At 71.1% G+C, this 18,104-nt stretch carries 14 protein-coding genes and 1 tRNA gene; 6 read left to right on the forward strand and 9 right to left on the reverse strand.

Features of this window, described 5'->3' with window-relative positions; genetic code table 11:
- Positions 1 to 3 precede the first annotated feature (3 nt).
- Positions 4 to 660, reverse strand: a complete 657-nt coding sequence (locus IEW13_RS11250; RefSeq protein ID WP_188551008.1) for a 50S ribosomal protein L25/general stress protein Ctc — start codon at positions 658 to 660, stop codon at positions 4 to 6.
- Positions 661 to 905: 245 nt separating this feature from the next.
- On the opposite strand from IEW13_RS11250, the gene IEW13_RS11255 reads away from it, so the two are divergent.
- Together IEW13_RS11255 and IEW13_RS11260 are read left to right on the forward strand one after the other, a co-directional pair.
- Positions 906 to 1,697 carry a response regulator transcription factor gene (locus IEW13_RS11255; RefSeq protein ID WP_188551009.1) on the forward strand — a complete coding sequence of 264 codons (792 nt, stop codon included), beginning with the start codon at positions 906 to 908 and terminating at the stop codon, positions 1,695 to 1,697.
- Positions 1,694 to 3,166 (forward strand): HAMP domain-containing sensor histidine kinase, encoded by a 1,473-nt coding sequence (locus tag IEW13_RS11260; protein ID WP_188551010.1) that lies wholly within the window; start codon positions 1,694 to 1,696, stop codon positions 3,164 to 3,166. The genes IEW13_RS11255 and IEW13_RS11260 overlap by 4 nt, the downstream gene beginning before the upstream one ends.
- A gap of 89 nt (positions 3,167 to 3,255) precedes the next feature.
- Here the strand turns inward: IEW13_RS11260 and IEW13_RS11265 are convergent, their stop codons facing one another.
- On the reverse strand, positions 3,256 to 4,188 hold the full coding sequence (locus IEW13_RS11265; protein WP_188551011.1) for a TAXI family TRAP transporter solute-binding subunit: 933 nt from the start codon (positions 4,186 to 4,188) through the stop codon (positions 3,256 to 3,258).
- 240 nt (positions 4,189 to 4,428) lie between these two features.
- Between IEW13_RS11265 and IEW13_RS11270 the strand changes: the two genes are divergently transcribed.
- Positions 4,429 to 5,868: a cation:dicarboxylate symporter family transporter gene (locus IEW13_RS11270; RefSeq protein ID WP_188551012.1), complete on the forward strand. Its 1,440-nt coding sequence runs from the start codon at positions 4,429 to 4,431 to the stop codon at positions 5,866 to 5,868.
- Positions 5,869 to 5,950: 82 nt separating this feature from the next.
- Here the strand turns inward: IEW13_RS11270 and IEW13_RS11275 are convergent, their stop codons facing one another.
- From IEW13_RS11275 to IEW13_RS11285, 3 genes are all read right to left on the reverse strand, one after another.
- Positions 5,951 to 6,928 carry a ribose-phosphate diphosphokinase gene (locus IEW13_RS11275; protein ID WP_188551013.1) on the reverse strand — a complete coding sequence of 326 codons (978 nt, stop codon included), beginning with the start codon at positions 6,926 to 6,928 and terminating at the stop codon, positions 5,951 to 5,953.
- The gene (gene glmU / locus IEW13_RS11280; RefSeq protein ID WP_188551014.1) at positions 6,925 to 8,496 is read right to left on the reverse strand and encodes a bifunctional UDP-N-acetylglucosamine diphosphorylase/glucosamine-1-phosphate N-acetyltransferase GlmU; all 1,572 of its coding nucleotides are present in this window, start codon (positions 8,494 to 8,496) and stop codon (positions 6,925 to 6,927) included. Before glmU ends, IEW13_RS11275 begins: the two co-directional genes overlap by 4 nt.
- A gap of 38 nt (positions 8,497 to 8,534) precedes the next feature.
- Positions 8,535 to 8,606 (reverse strand) — tRNA-Gln (locus tag IEW13_RS11285).
- A gap of 162 nt (positions 8,607 to 8,768) precedes the next feature.
- Here IEW13_RS11285 and pcrA point away from each other — a divergent pair.
- A complete protein-coding gene (gene pcrA, locus IEW13_RS11290) occupies positions 8,769 to 11,264 on the forward strand; it encodes a DNA helicase PcrA (protein WP_188551015.1) in 2,496 nt (831 codons plus the stop codon).
- Between the two features lie 102 nt (positions 11,265 to 11,366).
- Here pcrA and IEW13_RS11295 read toward each other — a convergent pair whose 3' ends face one another.
- From IEW13_RS11295 to purN, 3 genes are all read right to left on the reverse strand, one after another.
- Positions 11,367 to 11,603, reverse strand: a complete 237-nt coding sequence (locus tag IEW13_RS11295; protein WP_188551016.1) for a DUF3017 domain-containing protein — start codon at positions 11,601 to 11,603, stop codon at positions 11,367 to 11,369.
- A 73-nt stretch (positions 11,604 to 11,676) separates the two neighbouring features.
- Positions 11,677 to 13,254 (reverse strand): bifunctional phosphoribosylaminoimidazolecarboxamide formyltransferase/IMP cyclohydrolase, encoded by a 1,578-nt coding sequence (gene purH / locus IEW13_RS11300; protein ID WP_188551017.1) that lies wholly within the window; start codon positions 13,252 to 13,254, stop codon positions 11,677 to 11,679.
- 111 nt (positions 13,255 to 13,365) lie between these two features.
- Positions 13,366 to 13,998 (reverse strand): phosphoribosylglycinamide formyltransferase, encoded by a 633-nt coding sequence (gene purN, locus IEW13_RS11305; RefSeq protein WP_229745101.1) that lies wholly within the window; start codon positions 13,996 to 13,998, stop codon positions 13,366 to 13,368.
- Between the two features lie 119 nt (positions 13,999 to 14,117).
- Here purN and IEW13_RS11310 point away from each other — a divergent pair, with 119 nt between their 5' ends.
- Positions 14,118 to 14,591, forward strand: coding sequence for a hypothetical protein (locus IEW13_RS11310; protein WP_188551019.1), 474 nt, complete (start codon positions 14,118 to 14,120; stop codon positions 14,589 to 14,591).
- A gap of 267 nt (positions 14,592 to 14,858) precedes the next feature.
- On the opposite strand, the gene IEW13_RS11315 is transcribed toward IEW13_RS11310, so the two are convergent.
- Positions 14,859 to 16,136 (reverse strand): cell division protein PerM, encoded by a 1,278-nt coding sequence (locus IEW13_RS11315; protein WP_188551020.1) that lies wholly within the window; start codon positions 16,134 to 16,136, stop codon positions 14,859 to 14,861.
- A gap of 269 nt (positions 16,137 to 16,405) precedes the next feature.
- Between IEW13_RS11315 and IEW13_RS11320 the strand changes: the two genes are divergently transcribed.
- Entirely contained in the window at positions 16,406 to 17,956 is a 1,551-nt protein-coding gene (locus IEW13_RS11320) for a hypothetical protein (RefSeq protein WP_188551021.1), read from the forward strand.
- The last annotated feature ends 148 nt before the right edge of the window (positions 17,957 to 18,104 follow it).

Here is an 18,104-nt window from a genome sequence, read left to right on the forward strand (position 1 = left end):
GACTCAGTCCTCGGAGTCCTCAGACTCGGACTCGGCATCCGAGCCGGACTCCTCGGTGGCCGGAACGGCGTCGCCCTCGACGGCGTCGCTCTCCAGCTCGGCCTCGAGCTGCTCCTGGCTGAGCTCGGCGGAGATGTTCACCACGAGCTGCTCACCGTCGGTGACCAAGGTGGAGCCCTTGGGCAGGACGACATCGGCGGCGTAGATGTGGTCGCCGGGCTCGCGGCCCTCGACGTCGACCTCCACGGACTCCGGCAGGTTGGTGGCCTCGGCCTCGACGGTCAGGGTCTGCGCGTCCACGCTGACCAGGGTGCCCGGAGCGGCCTCACCGGTGACGTGCACGGGGATGTCCACCTCGACGCGCTCGCCGCGGCGGACGATGATGAGGTCCACGTGCTCGATCAGGTAGGTCACCGGGTGGCGCTGCACGTCCTTGGCGATGGCCAGGGTGGTGTCCTTGGCACCGTCCACGGTGAGCTCCAGCAGGGCGTTGGGGGTCTTCAGCGCCATCATGATGGCGTGGCCGTTGAGGGTGATGTGACGGGGGTCCTCACCGTGGCCGTAGAGCACCGCGGGGACCTTGTCGGCTCGGCGGATGCGGCGGGCGGCACCCTTGCCGAACTCGGTACGGGATTCGGCTTCCAGCTTGATATCGGACATATCGTTCTCCTTTGCGGGTCGTGTGCGTCGGCGTGCGCGTGACGGTGCAGATTCCGAGCTTCCCGCATGGGATATGCCGTACCAGTGCATCCGCGTCGATCACGGAGCGCCCGCGCCAGGCGGGCCTCCCTCGCCGAGGTGACCGCACGATCATAGCCCGCCCCGGCCCCGGGGGTGAAATCCACCGGCCCGCCCGGGGCCCGCCCTGCCCGCCGGAGGCACGGGCATCGGCTAGATTCGTTGCGATGCGACTGCTGCTGTGTGAGGACGACAACCAGCTGGCCCGAGGGCTCAGCCGGGCACTCAGCCGTGCCGGGCACAGCGTCGAGCGCGCCGCGGGGGCGGCCGAGGCACTGCGGCTGATCCGTGCCGGCGTACCCGATCTCGCCCTGGTCGACCTGTCCCTGCCCGACGGCCATGGCAGCGAGGTGGTCAAGCGGCTGCGGCAGCACGCCCACGTCGGGATCATCGTCATCACCGCCTACGGGGACGAGCGCTCCCGCGTGCTGGGCTTGCGGGCCGGCGCCGATGACTACGTCGTCAAACCGTTCAGCCTCGCCGAGCTGCTGGCCCGCATCGACGCGGTGGCCCGTCGCACCCGCCCGCTGCGGGAGCTGCGGACCGCGCCGCTGGAGTACGCCGGCTTCCGCCTGGAGTCCGAGGCGCGGCTGCTGCACCTCCCGCCAGAGTTCCCCGCACCGCGCCCAGACCAGGGCCCGGCCGCACCCGACGCAGCAGCGCACAGGGAACACGCCGTGCAGCTGACCGGCAAGGAGGCAGCCATCCTGGCGCTGCTCATGGCGCATCCGGGCAGCACCGTGCCGCGCGAGCGCTTCCTCGACGAGATCTGGCCCTCCGGGCCCGCGAGCGCCTCCCGCTCCCTGGACACGCACATCGGCGCCCTGCGGGCGAAGCTGCCGCCGCCGATGGAGATCGCCACCGTCCGCGGGGTCGGCTACCTGCTGCGCGCCGCCCCGGACGAGCTGGCCGGCGGGCCGGGGGAAGACCGGGCGGAGGAAGCCGGAGAAGGGCCGTGAAGCGCAGGTTCGCCATCGCCAGCGCGCCGGTCCTGGTGCTGCTGCTCCTGGCGCTCCTCATCCCGGCCGCCCTCGCGCTGGCGAACCGGCACACCTCGGCGCTGATCAGCGACCGGCTCCTGGACGCCGGGCGCCTGGCGTCCCTGACCCAGGAGGGCCTGGCGGGAGATCCGTCCCGCCTCCGGGCTGAGCTGGATGCCTACGCGCAGCTGTACGACACGCCCCTGCGGCTGGTCGGTCGTGACGGCTCGGATCTGCACATGGCCGGGCCGCCGGCCGCGGGCCCGGCGCAGGCGGAACCCGAGGCGGTCGCCCAGGCGCTCTCCGGGACGCAGCGGCTCAGCACGACGACCGTGTGGCCCGGCGGGCCCGAGCGCCTGAGCCTGGTCGTCCCCGTGGGCCATGATTCCCAGGTGATCGCCGCCCTCGTGATGGAGGTGCCCACCGAGGCCACCCGGGAGCGGATCACCCGTGACTGGCTGCTGCTGGGCGGGCTGGCGATCATCCCGGCGGGACTGCTCATATGGCTGGCCTGGCCGATCTCCGCCTGGGTGGTCCGGCCGCTCGAGCGGCTGCAGCAGTCGATGGACCGGATGCGGCGCGGCGAGCTGAGCGTCCGCGCCGACACGGAGACCGGGCCGCCCGAGCTGCAGGGCGTGGCCCGCGCGTTCAACAGCATGGCCGACACGGTCGTGTCCACCCTGGAACGCCAGCAGCAGTTCGTCGCCGATGCCTCCCACCAGCTGCGCAATCCCCTCGCCTCGATGCACATCGCGGTGGAGAACCTGGAACCGCATCTGATGGCGGACGGCGAGTCCCGGGAGGCGTTCGACGAGACGCTGGACACCGTGCAGCGCATGGAGCACATCGTGGCCGGGATGCTCGCCGCGACCAGGCTGGAACACGCGTCCCGTGCTCCGGACCGGGCGCAGCTGGTGACCGTACCCCCGGCGTCCGTGGCTGGCTGGCAGGCCCACGCCGAGCATGCCGGCGGACGCCTGCGCGTGGACATGGAACCCGCCGCCGTACCCGAACCCGCCGGCGGGCTGGAGTCGCTCGTGGATGAGCTGATCGACAACGCCTTCCGCCTCGGCGGCGCGAGGACGGTCGTGGTCCGGGGCCGGCGGCTGCCCGGGGACGGCGCCGCGCATGCCGCCGGCGCGGGCTACCTGATCGAGGTCGCCGACGACGGCCAGGGCCTGCCGCCGGACGAACTCGCTCAGGCCGGCACCCGGTTCTGGCGCTCACCGCGGAACCAGAACACCCCGGGCACGGGACTCGGCCTGAGCATCGTGCGCCAGGCCGTGGAGGACGTCGGCGGCAGCCTGGAACTGCGTGCGGCTCCCGGCGGCGGCCTGATCGCCTCGCTGCGGCTGCCGCTGGCCCCTGACGGGTCCGGGCCTCCCCGCCATGCCTCGGATGGTCCGGGCGCTTCGGACGGCTCCGCTGCTGCGCCGGACGAGGCCTGAACTGCGAGGTCGCAGGGTACCGATGCACTCCCGCTTCCGCCGGGCGGCCATGCGACCGACCAGGCGACCGACCCAGCGTCCAGCCACTGTCACGGTTTCTGCTCGCGGAACCAGCGCGCCGCGCCGGGATGCAGCGGCACCGGCACCGTCGCGGCGCCGGTGCGGACATTGATCTGCCCTGCTTCCGGCCGGGCCTGGGACAACTCCGCGGCATGATCGAAGACCAGCCCGGTCAGCCGCCACGCGATCTCCTCGGGAAGACGGGCATCGGCGCCCAGCAGCGTCGGCACGGCCAGCGTCTGAGCGGTTCCGAGCCCCGGGTACATGGACACCGGGACCGTCACCGGCATGTAGTGCATGGGAGTGGCGGCGACGACGTCCTCCACCACGTCCGCCAGGCTCAGCAGCGCGAAGCCGCCGTGCTCGCCCAGCTGGGCCAGCGCCGGCGTGGGCATGCCGGTCAGGCTCACCACGGCCTCGACCTCTCCATCCATGAGGGCCGTGGCGGAGGCCGCCTGGGAGTAGTCCCGCAGCCGGGGCCTGATTCCCGCCACCTCGAAGATGGCCTGGGCCATGAACCGGGAGCCGGAAAGGGGAAGGCCGCAGGCGATCTCCCGCCCGTCCAGGTCCCGCAGCGAGCGCACGGCCGCCTCGGCCGGGACCACGACGTGGAAGACGGACTCGAACAGCCGGCCCAGCGCGAGCGCACCGGACCCCTCGCTCTCCGCGATGTCGATGTTCATCAGCACCAGCTCCACCTCGCCCCGGTCCAGCAGCCTGATGTTCTCCCAGGACGCGTCGGTGTAGAGCAGCTCGAGCTGGGCCTGCGGCCACTCGCGATTGACGACATCGGCGATGGCCTGGCCGATCTCTCGGTAGACGGCGCCCTCGGGTCCAGTGGCCAGCCGCAGCGGTGAATCCGGCGCCGGGACCTGCGGCCCCTCGCATCCCAGGGCCGGCAGCAGCGCACCGGCCAGCCCCGCGGCGAGCACACCGCGCCGCGGCAGCCGGGTCCCTGTCATGCGCTCCAGGATAGCCGCCGCTGTCAGGACAGGAAGCGCGGCCGGGTGCCGGCGGCCGCGGGAACGCCAATGTCAAGGCAATGTCAAGAAAGGCGCCCTGTGCTTGGAGCCGCGGCTGAGCGGTCGGCATGCTGTTCGTTGGCGCCGCCGCCGTGTGACCTGATTCACAGACCGTTCTGCAGGCCGGTCCACCGGCAGCGCCGAGGCTACGCAGACGACCCGGTTCAAAGGAGAACTCTCATGAGCAGCACGCCGGCCCCCGCGGACGGGGTCACACGCAAGAAGAAGCCCCTGTGGAAGCAGCTCTACTTCTGGGTCCTGGTGGGCATCGCCGCGGGCATCGCCTTCGGCCTGGCCCTGCCCGAGGCCGCTGCCGGGATGCGCTGGCTGGCGACCTTGTTCATCAACCTCGTGAAGGTCGTGATCGCCCCGACGATCTTCGCCACCGTGGTGGTCGGCATCGCGGGCCTGGGCAATCTCGCCAAAGCCGGCGGGCTCGCCCTGCGGACCGTCATCTACTTCAACCTGACCACGGTCGCCGCCCTGGCGCTCGGGCTCGTGGTGATCAACATCCTGCAGCCCGGTGCAGGCCTTGGCTACGACCTGGCGAGCTTCGACGGCAGCGCCGCCGACGAGACGATCGCCTCGGCCGGCGAGACCGCCGGTGAGGGCCTGTCCGGTTTCATCCTGTCCCTCGTGCCCACCAGCTTCATGTCCGCCTTCGTCGACGGCCAGCTGCTGCAGGTCCTCCTGCTGGCGGTTCTCGTCGCGGTGGCGATCACGATGCTCGGCACCCGCGGCCAGCCGATCGTGCGCGCCCTGGACGCCATCGCCAAGGTCATGTTCGGCGTCATCAAGCAGGTCATGTGGGTCGCGCCGGTCGGCGCGTTCGGCGGCATCGCCTTCACCGTCGGCGAGCACGGCTCGGCGATCCTGGGATCGCTGGCGTTCTTCATGGGCTCGTTCTGGCTGACCTGCCTGATCTTCGTGTTCCTGGTGCTCGGGCCGATCGCGTACTTCGCCGGGTTCAACATCTTCAAGTACATCCGGTACATCAAGGACGAGCTCCTGATCGTGCTGGGCACCTCCTCTTCGGAGACGGTGCTGCCGCGGATGATGGCCAAGCTCGAGGCGGCGGGCGTGCCCAAGCACGTGGTGGGCCTGACCATTCCGACCGGCTACTCCTTCAATCTGGACGGCACCGCGATCTACATGACGATGGGCGCCCTGTTCATCGCCCAGGCATTCGGCATCGACGTGCCCATCGCCACCCAGATCGGGCTGCTCGCCTTCATGCTCATCTCCTCGAACGGCGCCGCCGGCGTCTCCGGCGCGGGCCTGGTGACGCTCGCCGCCTCCATCGCCGCCTTCGACCACATCATCCCGATGGTGGGTCTGGCCCTGATCGTGGGCATCGACCGGTTCATGTCCGAGGGCCGCGCGCTGACGAACCTGACCGGCAACGGCATCGGCACCCTGGTGATCGCCCGTTGGACCGGGACGCAGGACCGGCAGCGCCTGCACGACGTGCTGAACGATCCCGGCCAGATCGACGTGGACGAACTCATGCGTGCCGACGGTCAGGCCGAGGACAACCCCTACGACGACGCGAACCTGCGCCGCAGTTCCGAGGCGATGTCCCGTAAGACCGGCGTCGCCCTGCGCGAGCGCGACGGCTGACGGCTCTCACGCAGCAAGCACGCAGGAAGGCCGTGCCCGTCGCCTGACGGGCACGGCCTTCCTGCGTGGGCGTTCCGGTGGCTCAGTGATCCACTTCGAAGAGGCTGGTGACCGAGCCGTCCTCGAACACCTCGTGCACCGCGCGTGCCAGCAGCGGCGCGATGGACAGCACGGTGAGCTTGTCGAAGATCTTGTCCGGGGTCAGCGGCAGCGTATTGGTCACGATGACCTCACGCGCCACGGACTTGGTCAGCCGCTCCACGGCCGGGCCGGAGAGCACGGCGTGGGTGGAGACGATGACGACGTCCTCGGCTCCGGCGGCCATGCACGCCTCGGCGGCCTGGACGATGGTGCCGCCGGTGTCGATCATGTCATCCACCAGGATGCAGGTGCGGCCCTCGACCTCGCCGACCACGCGGTTGGCCTTGGTCTCGTTCGGGCGGGTGATGTCGCGGGTCTTGTGGATGAACGCCAGGGGCACGCCGCCGAGGCTGGCCGACCAGTTCTCCGCCACCTTGATCCGGCCCGCATCCGGGGAGACCACGGTCAGTTCGCCCGGGTAATGGGCTTTGACGTACTCGGCGAGGATGGGCAGCGCGACCAGATGGTCGACCGGACCGTCGAAGAAGCCCTGGATCTGCGCGGTGTGCAGGTCCACGGTGATGAGGCGGTCCGCGCCCGCGGTCTTGTAGAGGTCCGCGATCAGGCGCGCGGAGATCGGCTCGCGGCCGCGGTGCTTCTTGTCCTGCCGGGCGTAGGGGAAGAACGGCGCGATCACGGTGATCCGCTTGGCGGAGGCGCGCTTGAGGGCGTCGACCATGAGCAGCTGCTCCATCACCCAGTCGTTGATGGGGTCGCTGTGGCTCTGCAGCACAAAGACGTCACAGCCGCGCACGCTCTCGGAGAACCGCACGTAGATCTCACCATTGGCGAAGTTGTAGATGTCACTGCCGAGCAGCTCGGTGCCGAGGGCCTCGGCCACCTGCCTGGCCAGGTCGGGATTGGCTCGTCCAGAGACGAAGACGAGCTTCTTCTCTCCGCTGGTCGTGATGTCGGTCATGCGCCGCGCTCCTCGGAAGTGTGCTGATCGGGCTGCCCCTGGGCAGCGTTGGTCTCCTGGTCGTTGTGAGGCTGTGGCTGAGCGCGGGTGCCGGCCTGCCCATCGGGCGCCGCCGGGCTCGTCCCGCTCTGCTCGGCTTCACGGGCGGAGCTGGCGGCCTGCGCCGCGGCGCTCCCGGGCCGCTTCTGCTCGACCCAGCCCTCCAGATTGCGCTGCGGCGCGACGTTCAGCGCGAGCGCGCCCGGGGGCACATCCTTGCGGATCACAGTGCCGGCACCAGAGTAGGCCCCGTCGCCCACCGTGACCGGCGCGATCAGCATCGTGTCCGAGCCGATCCGCACGTGCGAGCCCACCCGGGTGCGGTGCTTGCTCACCCCGTCGTAGTTGACGAAGACGGTGCCGCAGCCGATGTTGGAGTGCTCGCCGATCTCCGCGTCGCCGACGTAGCTTAAGTGCGGGACCTTCGACCCGGTGCCGATCTGCGCGTTCTTGGTCTCGGCGAAGGCGCCGATCTTGCCGTCCTGCCCCAGGTCGGTTCCCGGCCGGAGGTAGGAGAAGGGGCCGACGGTGGCGCCGGCGCCGATGACCGCGCCCTGGACGTGGCTGCGGGTGACGGTCGCGCCCACGTCGACCCGGGCATCGCGCAGCGTGGTGTCCGGCCCGATGACGCTGCCGGCGCCGACAACGGTGTCCCCCTGCAGGTGGCTTCCCGGCAGGACGGTGACGTCCTGCGCCAGGCGCACGCCGGCGTCGACCCAGGTGGCGTCGGGATCCACGATCGTGACGCCCTCGCGCATCCAGTGCTCCAGCAGCCGCCGGTTGAACTCCTTGCCCAGGCGGGCCAGCTGCACGCGGTCGTTGACGCCCTCCACCTGCCACAGGTCCTGCGTGGTCATCGCCGCGACGGACTCCCCGGCCTCGCGGGCCAGGCCGATGACGTCCGTGAGGTACTTCTCTCCCTGTGCGTTGTCCGTGCTCAGCGCGGGCAGATGCGCGCGCAGCGTGGCGGCCCGGAAGGCGTAGATGCCGGAGTTGATCTCCGTGATGGCGCGTTCCTCGGCGCTGGCGTCCTTCTGCTCCACGATCGCGGCCAGCCCGCCGCCGGCGTCCCGGACGATGCGCCCGTAGCCGGTCGGATCGGGGACCCTGGCGGTGAGCACGGAGACGCCGTGCCCGCCGGTCTCATGGAATTCGGTGAGCTCCCGCAGTGTCGCGGCGCTCAGCAGCGGGACATCGCCGTAGGTGACCAGCACCGTGCCGTCCAGGTCCTCCGGCAGCCGGGCCAGCGCGCACTCAGTGGCGCGGCCGGTGCCCGGGATCTCGTCCTGATCGGCGATGGCGACGCTGCCGGAGATGTGCTCCGGGAGCCCGTCCAGGTGCTCCGCCAGGAGGTCGCGCTGATGGCGCAGGACGACGACGAGCCGGCCGGCGCCGGTCCCCGCGGCGGCCTCCAGCGCGTGGTGCAGGAGCGAACGGCCGCCGAGGGGGTGCATCACCTTCGGAGTGGTCGATTTCATCCGCGTGCCCTGGCCTGCGGCGAGGACGATCACGGCTGAGGGTGAGGGCATAACTGGCCAGCTCCTTGTTCGGGCGACGGCAAGGCTCGCTCCGCCTCTAGGATTCGAACCTAGACTGCACGGCTCCAAAGGCCGGCGTGCTGCCATTACACCAAGGCGGATCGCGCGGGACGCAAAGCGCAAAACATCATCTTGCCACTCTGCCGTGCCGCGACCAAACGTCGCCACCCTCGGGATGCCCGCGGTCTCCTGCCGTCGGACGCAGTCCGCACGGGGCGGATCGTCAGCGCGTTGTCCGCGCCCTTCGCTAGGCTGGAGGGATCATGAGTTCTCTCTTCGACGACCTGCCTCTGCCGCCCGCCCGGGGCGCCTCTCCCGCTGCCACGCTCCCCGGTCTGGGGGCACCCTCGGAGCCCGGGGCATCCCCGGGCACGGACGGCACGGGCGACCGGCCCGCGGCGGAGCGCTCCGGCCCCGCCGGCCCCGGTGAGGCGGGGACGCGTGCCGCGGTGAACCCCGAGGATCTGCTCGCCGGTCTCAACCCGGAGCAGCGCGAGGCGGTGCTGCACAGCGGCAGTCCCCTGCTGATCGTCGCCGGGGCGGGGTCCGGCAAGACGACGGTGCTCACCCGCCGGATCGCGCAGCTGCTGGCCTCGGGCCGGGCGCAGCCGGGACAGGTGCTGGCGATCACCTTCACCAACAAGGCCGCCGCGGAGATGAAGGAGCGCATCGCCGCCCAGGTGGGCCCTGCGGCCAACGCCATGTGGATCTCCACCTTCCATTCGGCATGCGTGCGGATCCTGCGCCGCGAGGCCCAGCACCTGGGGCTGCGTTCGACCTTCTCCATCTACGACGCCGCCGATGCGCTGCGCCTGGTGACGTTGTGCGCCCGGGAGGCGGATCTGGATCCCAAGCGGTTCCCGCCCAAGACCCTGGCCAACCGGATCTCCCAGGCGAAGAACGACTTGGTGGACGCGGATGCGTTCAGCGCGGCGGCGAGCGAGAGCAACCCGATGGAGCAGGCGATCGCCCAGGTGTACCGCCGGTACGAGGCGCGGCTGCGGGAGGCGAACGCCTTCGACTTCGACGATCTGATCATGACGACGGTGCATCTGTTCCGCGCTTTCCCCCAGGTCGCGGAGCACTACCACCGCCGTTTCCGGCACGTGCTGGTGGACGAGTACCAGGACACCAACTCCGCGCAGTACGCGCTCATCCGCGAACTGGTCGGGGCCGACGGGGACTCCCCCGTCAGGCCCGGCGGCACGGCAGGAGCGGAGACGCCGATGGCGGAGCTGACGGTCGTCGGCGACGCGGATCAGTCCATCTACGCCTTCCGCGGGGCGACCATCAGGAACATCATCGAGTTCGAGAAGGACTTCCCGCAGGCCCGCACCATCATGCTGGAGCAGAACTACCGCTCCACCCAGAACATCCTCTCGGCGGCGAACGCCGTCATCGCCCGCAACCCGGACCGGCGGGAGAAGCGGCTGTGGACCGACCGCGGCGCCGGAGAGAAGATCGTCGGGTACACGGCCGACAACGAACACGACGAGGCGCAGTTCATCGCCGACGAGATCGACCGTCTCTCGGACGAGGGCGTCATCGGCGGCTACGGCGATGTGGCGGTCTTCTACCGCACCAACGCGCAGTCCCGCGCGGTGGAGGAGGTCCTCATCCGGGTGGGCCTGCCCTACCGCGTGGTGGGCGGCACCCGATTCTACGAGCGCAAGGAGATCAAGGACGCGCTCGCCTACCTGCGGGTGCTGAGCAACCCGGAGGACACCGTCAACCTGCGCCGGATCCTCAACGAGCCCAAGCGCTCGATCGGGGCACGGACCGAGGGCGCCGTCGCGGCGTTCGCCGAACGGGAACGGGTCTCCTTCGCCCAGGCGCTGCGCCGGGTCGAAGAAGTGCCGGGGCTGGCGTCCCGGAGCGTCAAGCCGGTGCTGTCCTTCGTCCAGCTGCTCGACGATCTGCGGGAACTGAGCGCCACGACGCAACCGGCGCGGGTGCTGGAGGCGGTGCTGGAGCAGACCGGCTATCTGGCCGGGCTGCGCGCCAGCCAGGACCCGCAGGACGAGTCCCGGGTGGAGAACCTGGCCGAGCTGATGGCGGTGATGGAGGAGTTCCACGCCTCCCGCCCGGAGGCGGGCCTGGCGGACTTCCTGGAGCAGGTCTCCCTGGTGGCCGACGCCGATCAGATCCCGGACGAGGAGAACGGCGTCGTGACGCTCATGACGCTCCACACCGCGAAGGGCCTGGAATTCCCGGTGGTGTTCCTCACCGGTCTGGAGGACGGCTCGTTCCCGCACAGCCGTGCCTTCTCCGATCCGACCGAGCTGGCGGAGGAACGTCGTCTGGCGTATGTGGGGCTCACCCGGGCCCGCAAGCGGCTGTACCTGACCCGGGCTCAGACCCGCAGCCTGTGGGGCCAGCCGCAGTACAACCCGCCCAGCAGGTTCCTGGGCGAGATTCCCGAGGACCTGCTCGAATGGCGACGACTGGGCAGCGATCTGCGGCTGCCCGGCTCGGACTACTCCCAGCCGGGCTTCGGCCTGGGACGGGCCGGTTCGCGCGGCGGCGGGGCAGGTTCGGCACCGCCACGCGCCTCATCGGCAGGCTTCCGCAACCGCATCGACCCGAATCGCGCCGTGATCAGCGTCTCCCCCGGCGACCGCGTCAGCCACGACGCCTTCGGCCTGGGCACGGTGCAGGAGGTCAGCGGCGAAGGCGATAAGAGCATCGCGACGGTGGACTTCGGCTCCGAGGGCGTCAAGCGGCTGCTGCTGCGCTATGCGCCCATCGAGAAGCTCTGAGCACCCCGCAGCACTGTTTCCAGGCTGGTGCACTGATTCCGCGTGAACTCACCGGGAGATAGTGCACACGCCCGGAAACAAGGACCCCAGACGGCGCCCCGCCTACCCGGCCGGGCCGGGCACCTGCGAGGCCAGGACGCCGATGCCGGCTGCCAGCAGCAGCATCGTCGCGACGTCCAGCAGCCGTGTCCTGCGCACCGCGAACATCTCGCCCCAGCTGCCCGGAAGCAGGCGCAGCAGGCCGAGCACCGCCAGCACACCGGCCAGCACATAGCCGCCGGCGCGGAAGCCCGAGAGGACCACGAGCACGGCGGCGGCCACGATACCGGCCAGGATCACGGCGAGCAGCCAGTCCCCGCGGGTGGGATGCGCAAAGCGCCCCGCCCACGCGGCGAACCGGCTGCGACGACGTTCAGTGGAAGAAATGGCGGGTTCCCGTCGTGAACAGCACCGCACCGGCCTTCCGGGCGGCTTCGGTGGTCTCCTCGTCACGGATGGAACCGCCGGGGTGCACGACGGCCCGCACGCCGGCGTCCAGCAGGATCTGCAAGCCGTCAGCGAAGGGGAAGAAGGCGTCGGAGGCAGCGACCGCACCTGCGGCACGTTCGGCCCCGGCGCGCTCGACCGCCAGGCGGCACGAGTCCACCCGGTTGACCTGGCCCATGCCGATGCCCACGGAGGCACCGTCCTTGGCCAGGAGGATCGCATTGGACTTCACCGCGCGGCTGGCCCGCCAGGCGAAGGCGAGCTCGGCCAGCAGTGCCTCATCGGCGGGTTCGCCGCTGACCTGCGTCCAGGTGGCCGGATCGTCTCCGGGCGCCTGGAACCGGTCGCGGTCCTGGACCAGCAGCCCGCCGGAGATCTGCCGGAACTCCTGAGCGGGAGCCTCGACCTCGCCGGTCTCCAGGAGCCGCAGGTTCTTCTTCCGCCCGAGGATCTCCAGCGCCGCGGGCTCGAAGGACGGCGCCGCCACGACCTCGGTGAAGATCGGGGCGATGCTTTCGGCGAGCGCCGCCGTGACAGGCCGGTTCACGGCGATCACGCCGCCGTAGGCGGACACCGGGTCACAGGCGTGCGCGCGGGCGTGGGCCTCGGCGATGTCCGCGCCGACGGCGATGCCGCAGGGATTGGCGTGCTTGATGATGGCCGCGGCGGGCTCGGCGAAGTCATAGGCGGCCCGCATCGCCGCGTCGGTGTCGACGTAGTTGTTGTAGGACATCGCCTTACCGCCCAGCAGGCGGGCGCCGGCGAGCCCGCCACCGGCCGGGGCGGTGTAGACCGCGGCCCGCTGGTGGGGGTTCTCCCCGTACCGCAGCGCCTGCCCGCCCTGGTAGGCCAGGCCGACGAACTCGGGGGCCACCTCGTCTTCCGCCGGCTCCTCACCCGAGACGGCCTCGGCCACCCGTCCGGCCAGCCAGCTGGCGACGGCCGCATCGTAGGCGGCGGTGTGGGCGAACGCCTTGGCCGCCAGCGCCCGGCGCTGCGGGTAGTCGTAGCCGCCCTGCGCCACCGCCTGGAGCAGATCGTCGTACTGGGCGGGATCGACGACGATCGCCACGGAGTGCGCGTTCTTCGCCGCCGCGCGGACCATGGAGGGGCCGCCGATGTCGATCTGCTCGATGCACTCGTCCTCGCCGGCGCCGCTGGCGACGGTCTGGGTGAACGGGTAGAGGTTGCCGACCACGAGATCGAAGGCTTCGATGCCCAGGTCCTCCAGCTGGGCCAGATGCTCGGGTTTGCGGGTGTCGGCGAGAATGCCGGCGTGCACGCGCGGGTGCAGTGTCTTCACGCGGCCGTCGAGGCACTCGGGGAAGCCGGTGAGCTCCTCCACCCGGGTGACCGGCACGCCCGCTTCCTCGATCTTCGAGGCCGTCGAGCCGGTGGAGACCAGCGCCACGCCGTGGGCGTGCAGCCCCCGGGCGAGGTCCTCCAGGCCGGTCTTGTCGTAGACCGAGACGAGTGCTCGGCGGATGGGTCGGGTGTCGCTCACGCTCTCTCCGTTTCTGCTGTGTGCGGGTTTCTCACGTCTTCGGGGCCGTGGAGCGCGGTCCGTGCCCTGATCTGCCCGGTCCGCGCTGCCCCGGCTGCCTGACCTGCGGGTTCATTCGCGCTCCGCTGGCGGATACCCGCGGGTGTGCCTGCCTTCGACCGTCAGTTCCCCCTCGGCCAGGAAGCGCAGCACCTCGACCAGTTCGGCGCGCTCCACTTCGCGGATCCTCTCGTGCAGGCTCGCCTCGTCGTCTCCGGGCAGCACCGGCACGGGCACCTGGGCGATGATCGGCCCGGTGTCGACTCCGCCGTCGAGCAGGTGGATGGTGGATCCGGTGACCTTCACGCCGTGGGCGAGCGCGTCCCGGACGGCGTGGGCGCCGGGGAAAGAGGGCAGCAGCGCCGGGTGGGTGTTGATGATCCGGTCCGGGAAGGCTTCCAGGAACGCCGGGCCGAGGATGCGCATGAACCCGGCCGAGACGACCCAGTCGGGCCGGTGAGCTGCAGTGCTGCGCGCCAGGCGCTCGTTCCAGCTCGCCCGTTCAGCTGCGGTCGCGCCGCGCGGCAGGGGCTCGCAGAACGTCGGAAGTCCCGCCCGCTCGGCCCGTTCCAGGGCGCCGGCCCCGGGCTGATCGCTGCCGACGGCCACGACGTCCACGCCGGTGCCGGGCCGGCCCGCGGGGAAAGCGTCCAGGACCGCCTGGGTGAGGGTTCCGGAGCCGGAGGCAAGAATGACGCAGCGCACGGAAGCCAAGTCTATCGCGCCGATGCCGCGCCGCGCGGCACTGCCAAACCCGTCCTGCCGGCGCCTGCCCGGTGCGTCGTGACGACGCGGGCGTGGGCGGGCCTGGCAGACTTGGGACGGTGACCACACCATCGGCGCCTCGCAGCGACAAGACGACCTCTCCCGGCAACGACGAGCAGGACCCCGGCCGCCGCCAGGCGCTCCGGGTCTCCCGCGGGGTGCTGGTGTTCTCACTGCTGGTCTTCGGCGCGCTGCTGACGGCGAACTACCCGCTGCCGTGGAAGCTGGCCGCGATCGTCTTCGCCCTGGGCGCCTTCGGCTACGGCATCTACGTGGTCGTGCTGGCGATCCGTGCCAAGACCGGGCCCGCGGTGCCGATGATGGTGCTCATCGGCGCGTTCCTGGCCGGGTGGATGGGCCTGCAGGCCACGGCGATGGCGGTGGTCTGGCCGATCCAGTCCCAGTACGAGACCTGCCTTTCCGGCGCGGTCACGGAGACCGGGACCCGCCACTGCCAGGAGCAGTACGTCCAGCAGCTGGAGGACATGACCGGCCGGCTACTGCAGATGCCGGGAGCCCCGTCGGCGCCCTGACCGGCCCGCTCACCACCCTCCGTCCCCGCCACCGGTTCGGGCGCGCCTGACCTCCCACCCGCCCGGGCGGGCAATCTCATGCGCCCGGGCGGGCAAGCGGGCAAGGAGGACACGCGGGATCGCGCGCGCTCCGGACGGCTCCAGTGCTTGCCGCCGCTGCCGGCTTCCACCGCGCTGAGGCACCAGGGGCCCGGACGGTCCGCCATCCCCTGCGGGGCAGCGCAGACCGCGTCGCGGCTCCGCCTGCCCGGGTCTTCGCCTGCGTCCTCAGCCGAGCTTCTGCCGGAGCGCTTCGCGGACCTGCTCGCGCCGCTCCCCCGCGCTGCTGCCCAGGCGTTCCCAGCCGTCCTGGATCCGGGTGCGCCGGTCGTGCACCGCCAGCACAGTCACGGCGCCGAGCCCGGGCGGTACGGCCAGGGTGAGTCCCGCGAGCCAGAAGGGGCTGCCGACCTCCGCCAGCCGGCCCGGGCCGAGGCTGCCGGAACCGAGCAACGACCAGAACGCCCCGCCGAGGAACAGGGCCACCGTCAAGGCGGCCACCGCCCAGTACCGCCCCGGTTCGCCGCGGAGCCTCCGCCAGGCGAGCACGGCACCTGCGACGAGCAGCAGCACGGGGCCCGCCCAGCCCCAGGGCTGCTCGCCCTGGGGCAGTGCCGCCAGTGCGGGAATCGCCGGCAGCGGGCCGGTGGTGACATCCAGCAGGTGGTAGCGAGTGCCTTCCCCGACCGTGAAGCCGGCCCCGGTCATCCAGGCGGTGGCCCAGGCGAGCGGGACGGTGAAGAACAGGGCCTGCAGGGCGGTCATCGCCGCCACTCCCGCCGCTCCCGCCTCATAGGCGGACTGGATCTCAACCACGCCGGCCCATCCGGCCCATAGCGCCCCGCCGGTGACGACGACGGCCAGCAGGAGGACACCGGCGGCGATGTCCCTGGCCGAGCGCAGCCCCGAGCCCAGCGTGGCGGCGAGGTCCTCTCCCAGCCTGTCGCCGAGCGATCCGCGGACGATCTCCCGCGGAGTCGGCGCCGCCCCGAGGTGAGGGAGGCGGGCAGCCATCCCCAGTGTGACCGCCACGACCACGACGATCGCGGCACGGGACGCGGTGAGCGGCTCGGGGTCGGTGAACGCACCGGCCAGAGCCCCCGCACCGGCGAGCACGAGCAGGGAGACGGCGACGAGTGTGCCTGCGGCGGCCGGGACCGGCCACAGCGCGGCGCCGGCCCGGAGCGCGTTGTGGGTGAGCGCCTCGGCGGTGCGGCGAGCGGCTCGGTAGAGCACCAGAGCGGGCAGGAGCGCCAGCACGGGAGAGAAAAGGGAGAAAGTCCCGCTCGGCAAAGCCACCGGCAGCCCGAACGCGGCCGCGACGAGGGTGGCGGCGTTCCCCGGCACCGCCGAAAGCCGGACGTCCTCGCCCTGCATCCAGAACCACTGCGCCAGCCCCAGCAGGAACGCGGCCACGGCCAGCAGGCCCCATGCCGTGACGGCTTCGAGGGCCGCGAGGGTCCAGGGCGAGCGCTGCAGGGAGCGATGTGCGGAGGAAGCGTTCATACTGCCTCCATCGTCCTCCGTCCCGGCGTCCAGACCGGTCATGACACTCCGAGGCGGCGCGGATCGGGGCACGGCGCCGGTGCAGATCACAGTTCCGGGGCATGCGGGGGCCGCAGTCCCGAGCGGTACGAGGACCCGCGGAATCACGGCATGCAACGGTCCAGTGTCAGTTTCGATACACTGAGTCGTCTCTGCACATCGCGGCCAGCGCACATGTTAACTTGGCCTTGACTTATGAGCCAGACCACCGTCCCCCTTAGGGAGAAGCCATGAACTCCGGCGTCCCCGGCCCGCCGCCCATGCCGCCCCACGGCCCGGATGGCCCGGGCGGGCCCTATGGATCCCAGCCCCAGCCGCCGCAGCACGACCCCCAGTACGGGTCTCAGCCGGCCCAGTCCTATGGACAACAGGGCCAGCAGGGACAGCCGGGACCGGAGTCCCCGTACGGCCAGCAGCCGGGGCAGTCATATGGACAGGATCCTTACGGCGGCGGACAGCACGGCCAGGGTCAGCCGCAGCAGGATGCCCAGTACGGCCAGGGTCAGTCCTACGATCCTGCGTACGGTTCCCAGCCGCAGGCGCAGCCCTACGATCAGCAGGGTTACGGTTCCCAGCCACAGGGTCAGCCCTACGCACCGGGCTACGGCCAGGGACCTTATGGCGAGCAGGCACCGCAGAGCCCTCCGTACGAGCCCCAGCAGGAACAGGGCTACGGATCGCCGCAGCCGGGTGCTGCGCCTTTCGCCGCCACGGCCGGCGGATACGGCCAGGCACCGGGCCAGTTCGGGCCGGCCGCCACCAAGAAGAAAAAGAAGTCCAACAAGCCACTCATCTTCTCCCTCATCGCCGTCGGCCTGGTCGTCATCCTGGTGGTCGTGGGACTGCTGGTGGTCAACACGGTCAACCGCAACCAGTACGGACCGGACCGCATCGCCACCGAGTACCTGGGCGCGCTGGAGGAGGGCGATCTGGCGCGGGCGAGTGAGCTCGCGGCGCCGGTCGTGCCCAACAGCGCCTCGGAGGAACTGCTGGATCCGCGCTACGCGAATGCGAGCGAGACGACCGTCACCGACGCGGAGGTCGTTGAGACGACTGTCGACGGCGACAACGCCACCATCAACGCCACCTACCGGCTCGGCGAGGAGACCTACGATCTGGTGCTCACCGCCGTGCGGGACGGCCGCCAGGGTCTGTTCTTCGACAACTGGGTGCTCAACGGCCCGACCCTGTCCACCATCACGGTGCCGGTGCCGCAGGGCCTGCCCGCCACGCTCAACGGGGAACCGCTGGAGGTCGAGTCCGAGGGCGGCGAGGTCGAGTACGCCGTTTATCCCGGCACCTACGAGGTGGGCGTGGAGTCGTCCAGTTTCGTGGAGGCGACCGGTGACAGCGCGACCGTGGCCTTCGCCGACTCGGAGGCGCCCCAGCCGACGACGCTGAACGTGGACGCCAACCCCACTCAGGAACTGACCGACGAGGTCCAGCGGCAGGTGGACGAGAAGGTCGACGAGTGCGCCGAGGTGACCGAGGTGCGTACGGAACGGCAGGACGGTTGCCCGTTCATCTTCCAGTCGGGATCCGATGTGGCCGATGACGCGGAGAACGTGCAGATCGAGGTGAAGTCCAAGCCGCAGATCGAGGTGTATCTCAACGATCCGACCCGGGCGACGTTCTTCACCGCCGACGCCGGCTCCTGGAACTTCGAAGCGGACTCCCGCGAGCACAGCGGCGGAACCTGGTACGGCACCCGGGACGCCGACTTCGAGATGAGCGGCTCGGTCACCATCGAGGGCGACAGCGTCACCGTCGAGTTCAACTAGGCGGAATCCCCGCCAGGACCCCCCCCCCCGCCGCAGACACTGGCACTGCCCGGAGGGAATGACGAGGGGCGCGGACACCGTACAGGTTTCCGCGCCCCTCGTTCATCCGGCTGCGCGTGCCCGGGCACCCCCCCGGCGCGCAGGCCGG

This window comes from Sediminivirga luteola, from assembly GCF_014639315.1.
Classification (GTDB): Bacteria; Actinomycetota; Actinomycetes; order Actinomycetales; family Brevibacteriaceae; genus Sediminivirga; species Sediminivirga luteola.

Excerpts from the sequence above, each read along its gene's own strand:
- IEW13_RS11255 (WP_188551009.1), top strand. The coding sequence starts at position 906 with ATGCGACTGCTGCTGTGTGAGGACGACAACCAGCTGGCCCGAGGGCTC.
- IEW13_RS11270 (WP_188551012.1), top strand. The coding sequence starts at position 4,429 with ATGAGCAGCACGCCGGCCCCCGCGGACGGGGTCACACGCAAGAAGAAG.
- IEW13_RS11275 (WP_188551013.1), bottom strand. The coding sequence starts at position 6,928 with ATGACCGACATCACGACCAGCGGAGAGAAGAAGCTCGTCTTCGTCTCT.
- IEW13_RS11265 (WP_188551011.1), bottom strand. The coding sequence starts at position 4,188 with ATGACAGGGACCCGGCTGCCGCGGCGCGGTGTGCTCGCCGCGGGGCTG.
- IEW13_RS11250 (WP_188551008.1), bottom strand. The coding sequence starts at position 660 with ATGTCCGATATCAAGCTGGAAGCCGAATCCCGTACCGAGTTCGGCAAG.
- IEW13_RS11315 (WP_188551020.1), bottom strand. The coding sequence starts at position 16,136 with ATGAACGCTTCCTCCGCACATCGCTCCCTGCAGCGCTCGCCCTGGACC.
- IEW13_RS11320 (WP_188551021.1), top strand. The coding sequence starts at position 16,406 with ATGAACTCCGGCGTCCCCGGCCCGCCGCCCATGCCGCCCCACGGCCCG.
- glmU (WP_188551014.1), bottom strand. The coding sequence starts at position 8,496 with ATGCCCTCACCCTCAGCCGTGATCGTCCTCGCCGCAGGCCAGGGCACG.
- pcrA (WP_188551015.1), top strand. The coding sequence starts at position 8,769 with ATGAGTTCTCTCTTCGACGACCTGCCTCTGCCGCCCGCCCGGGGCGCC.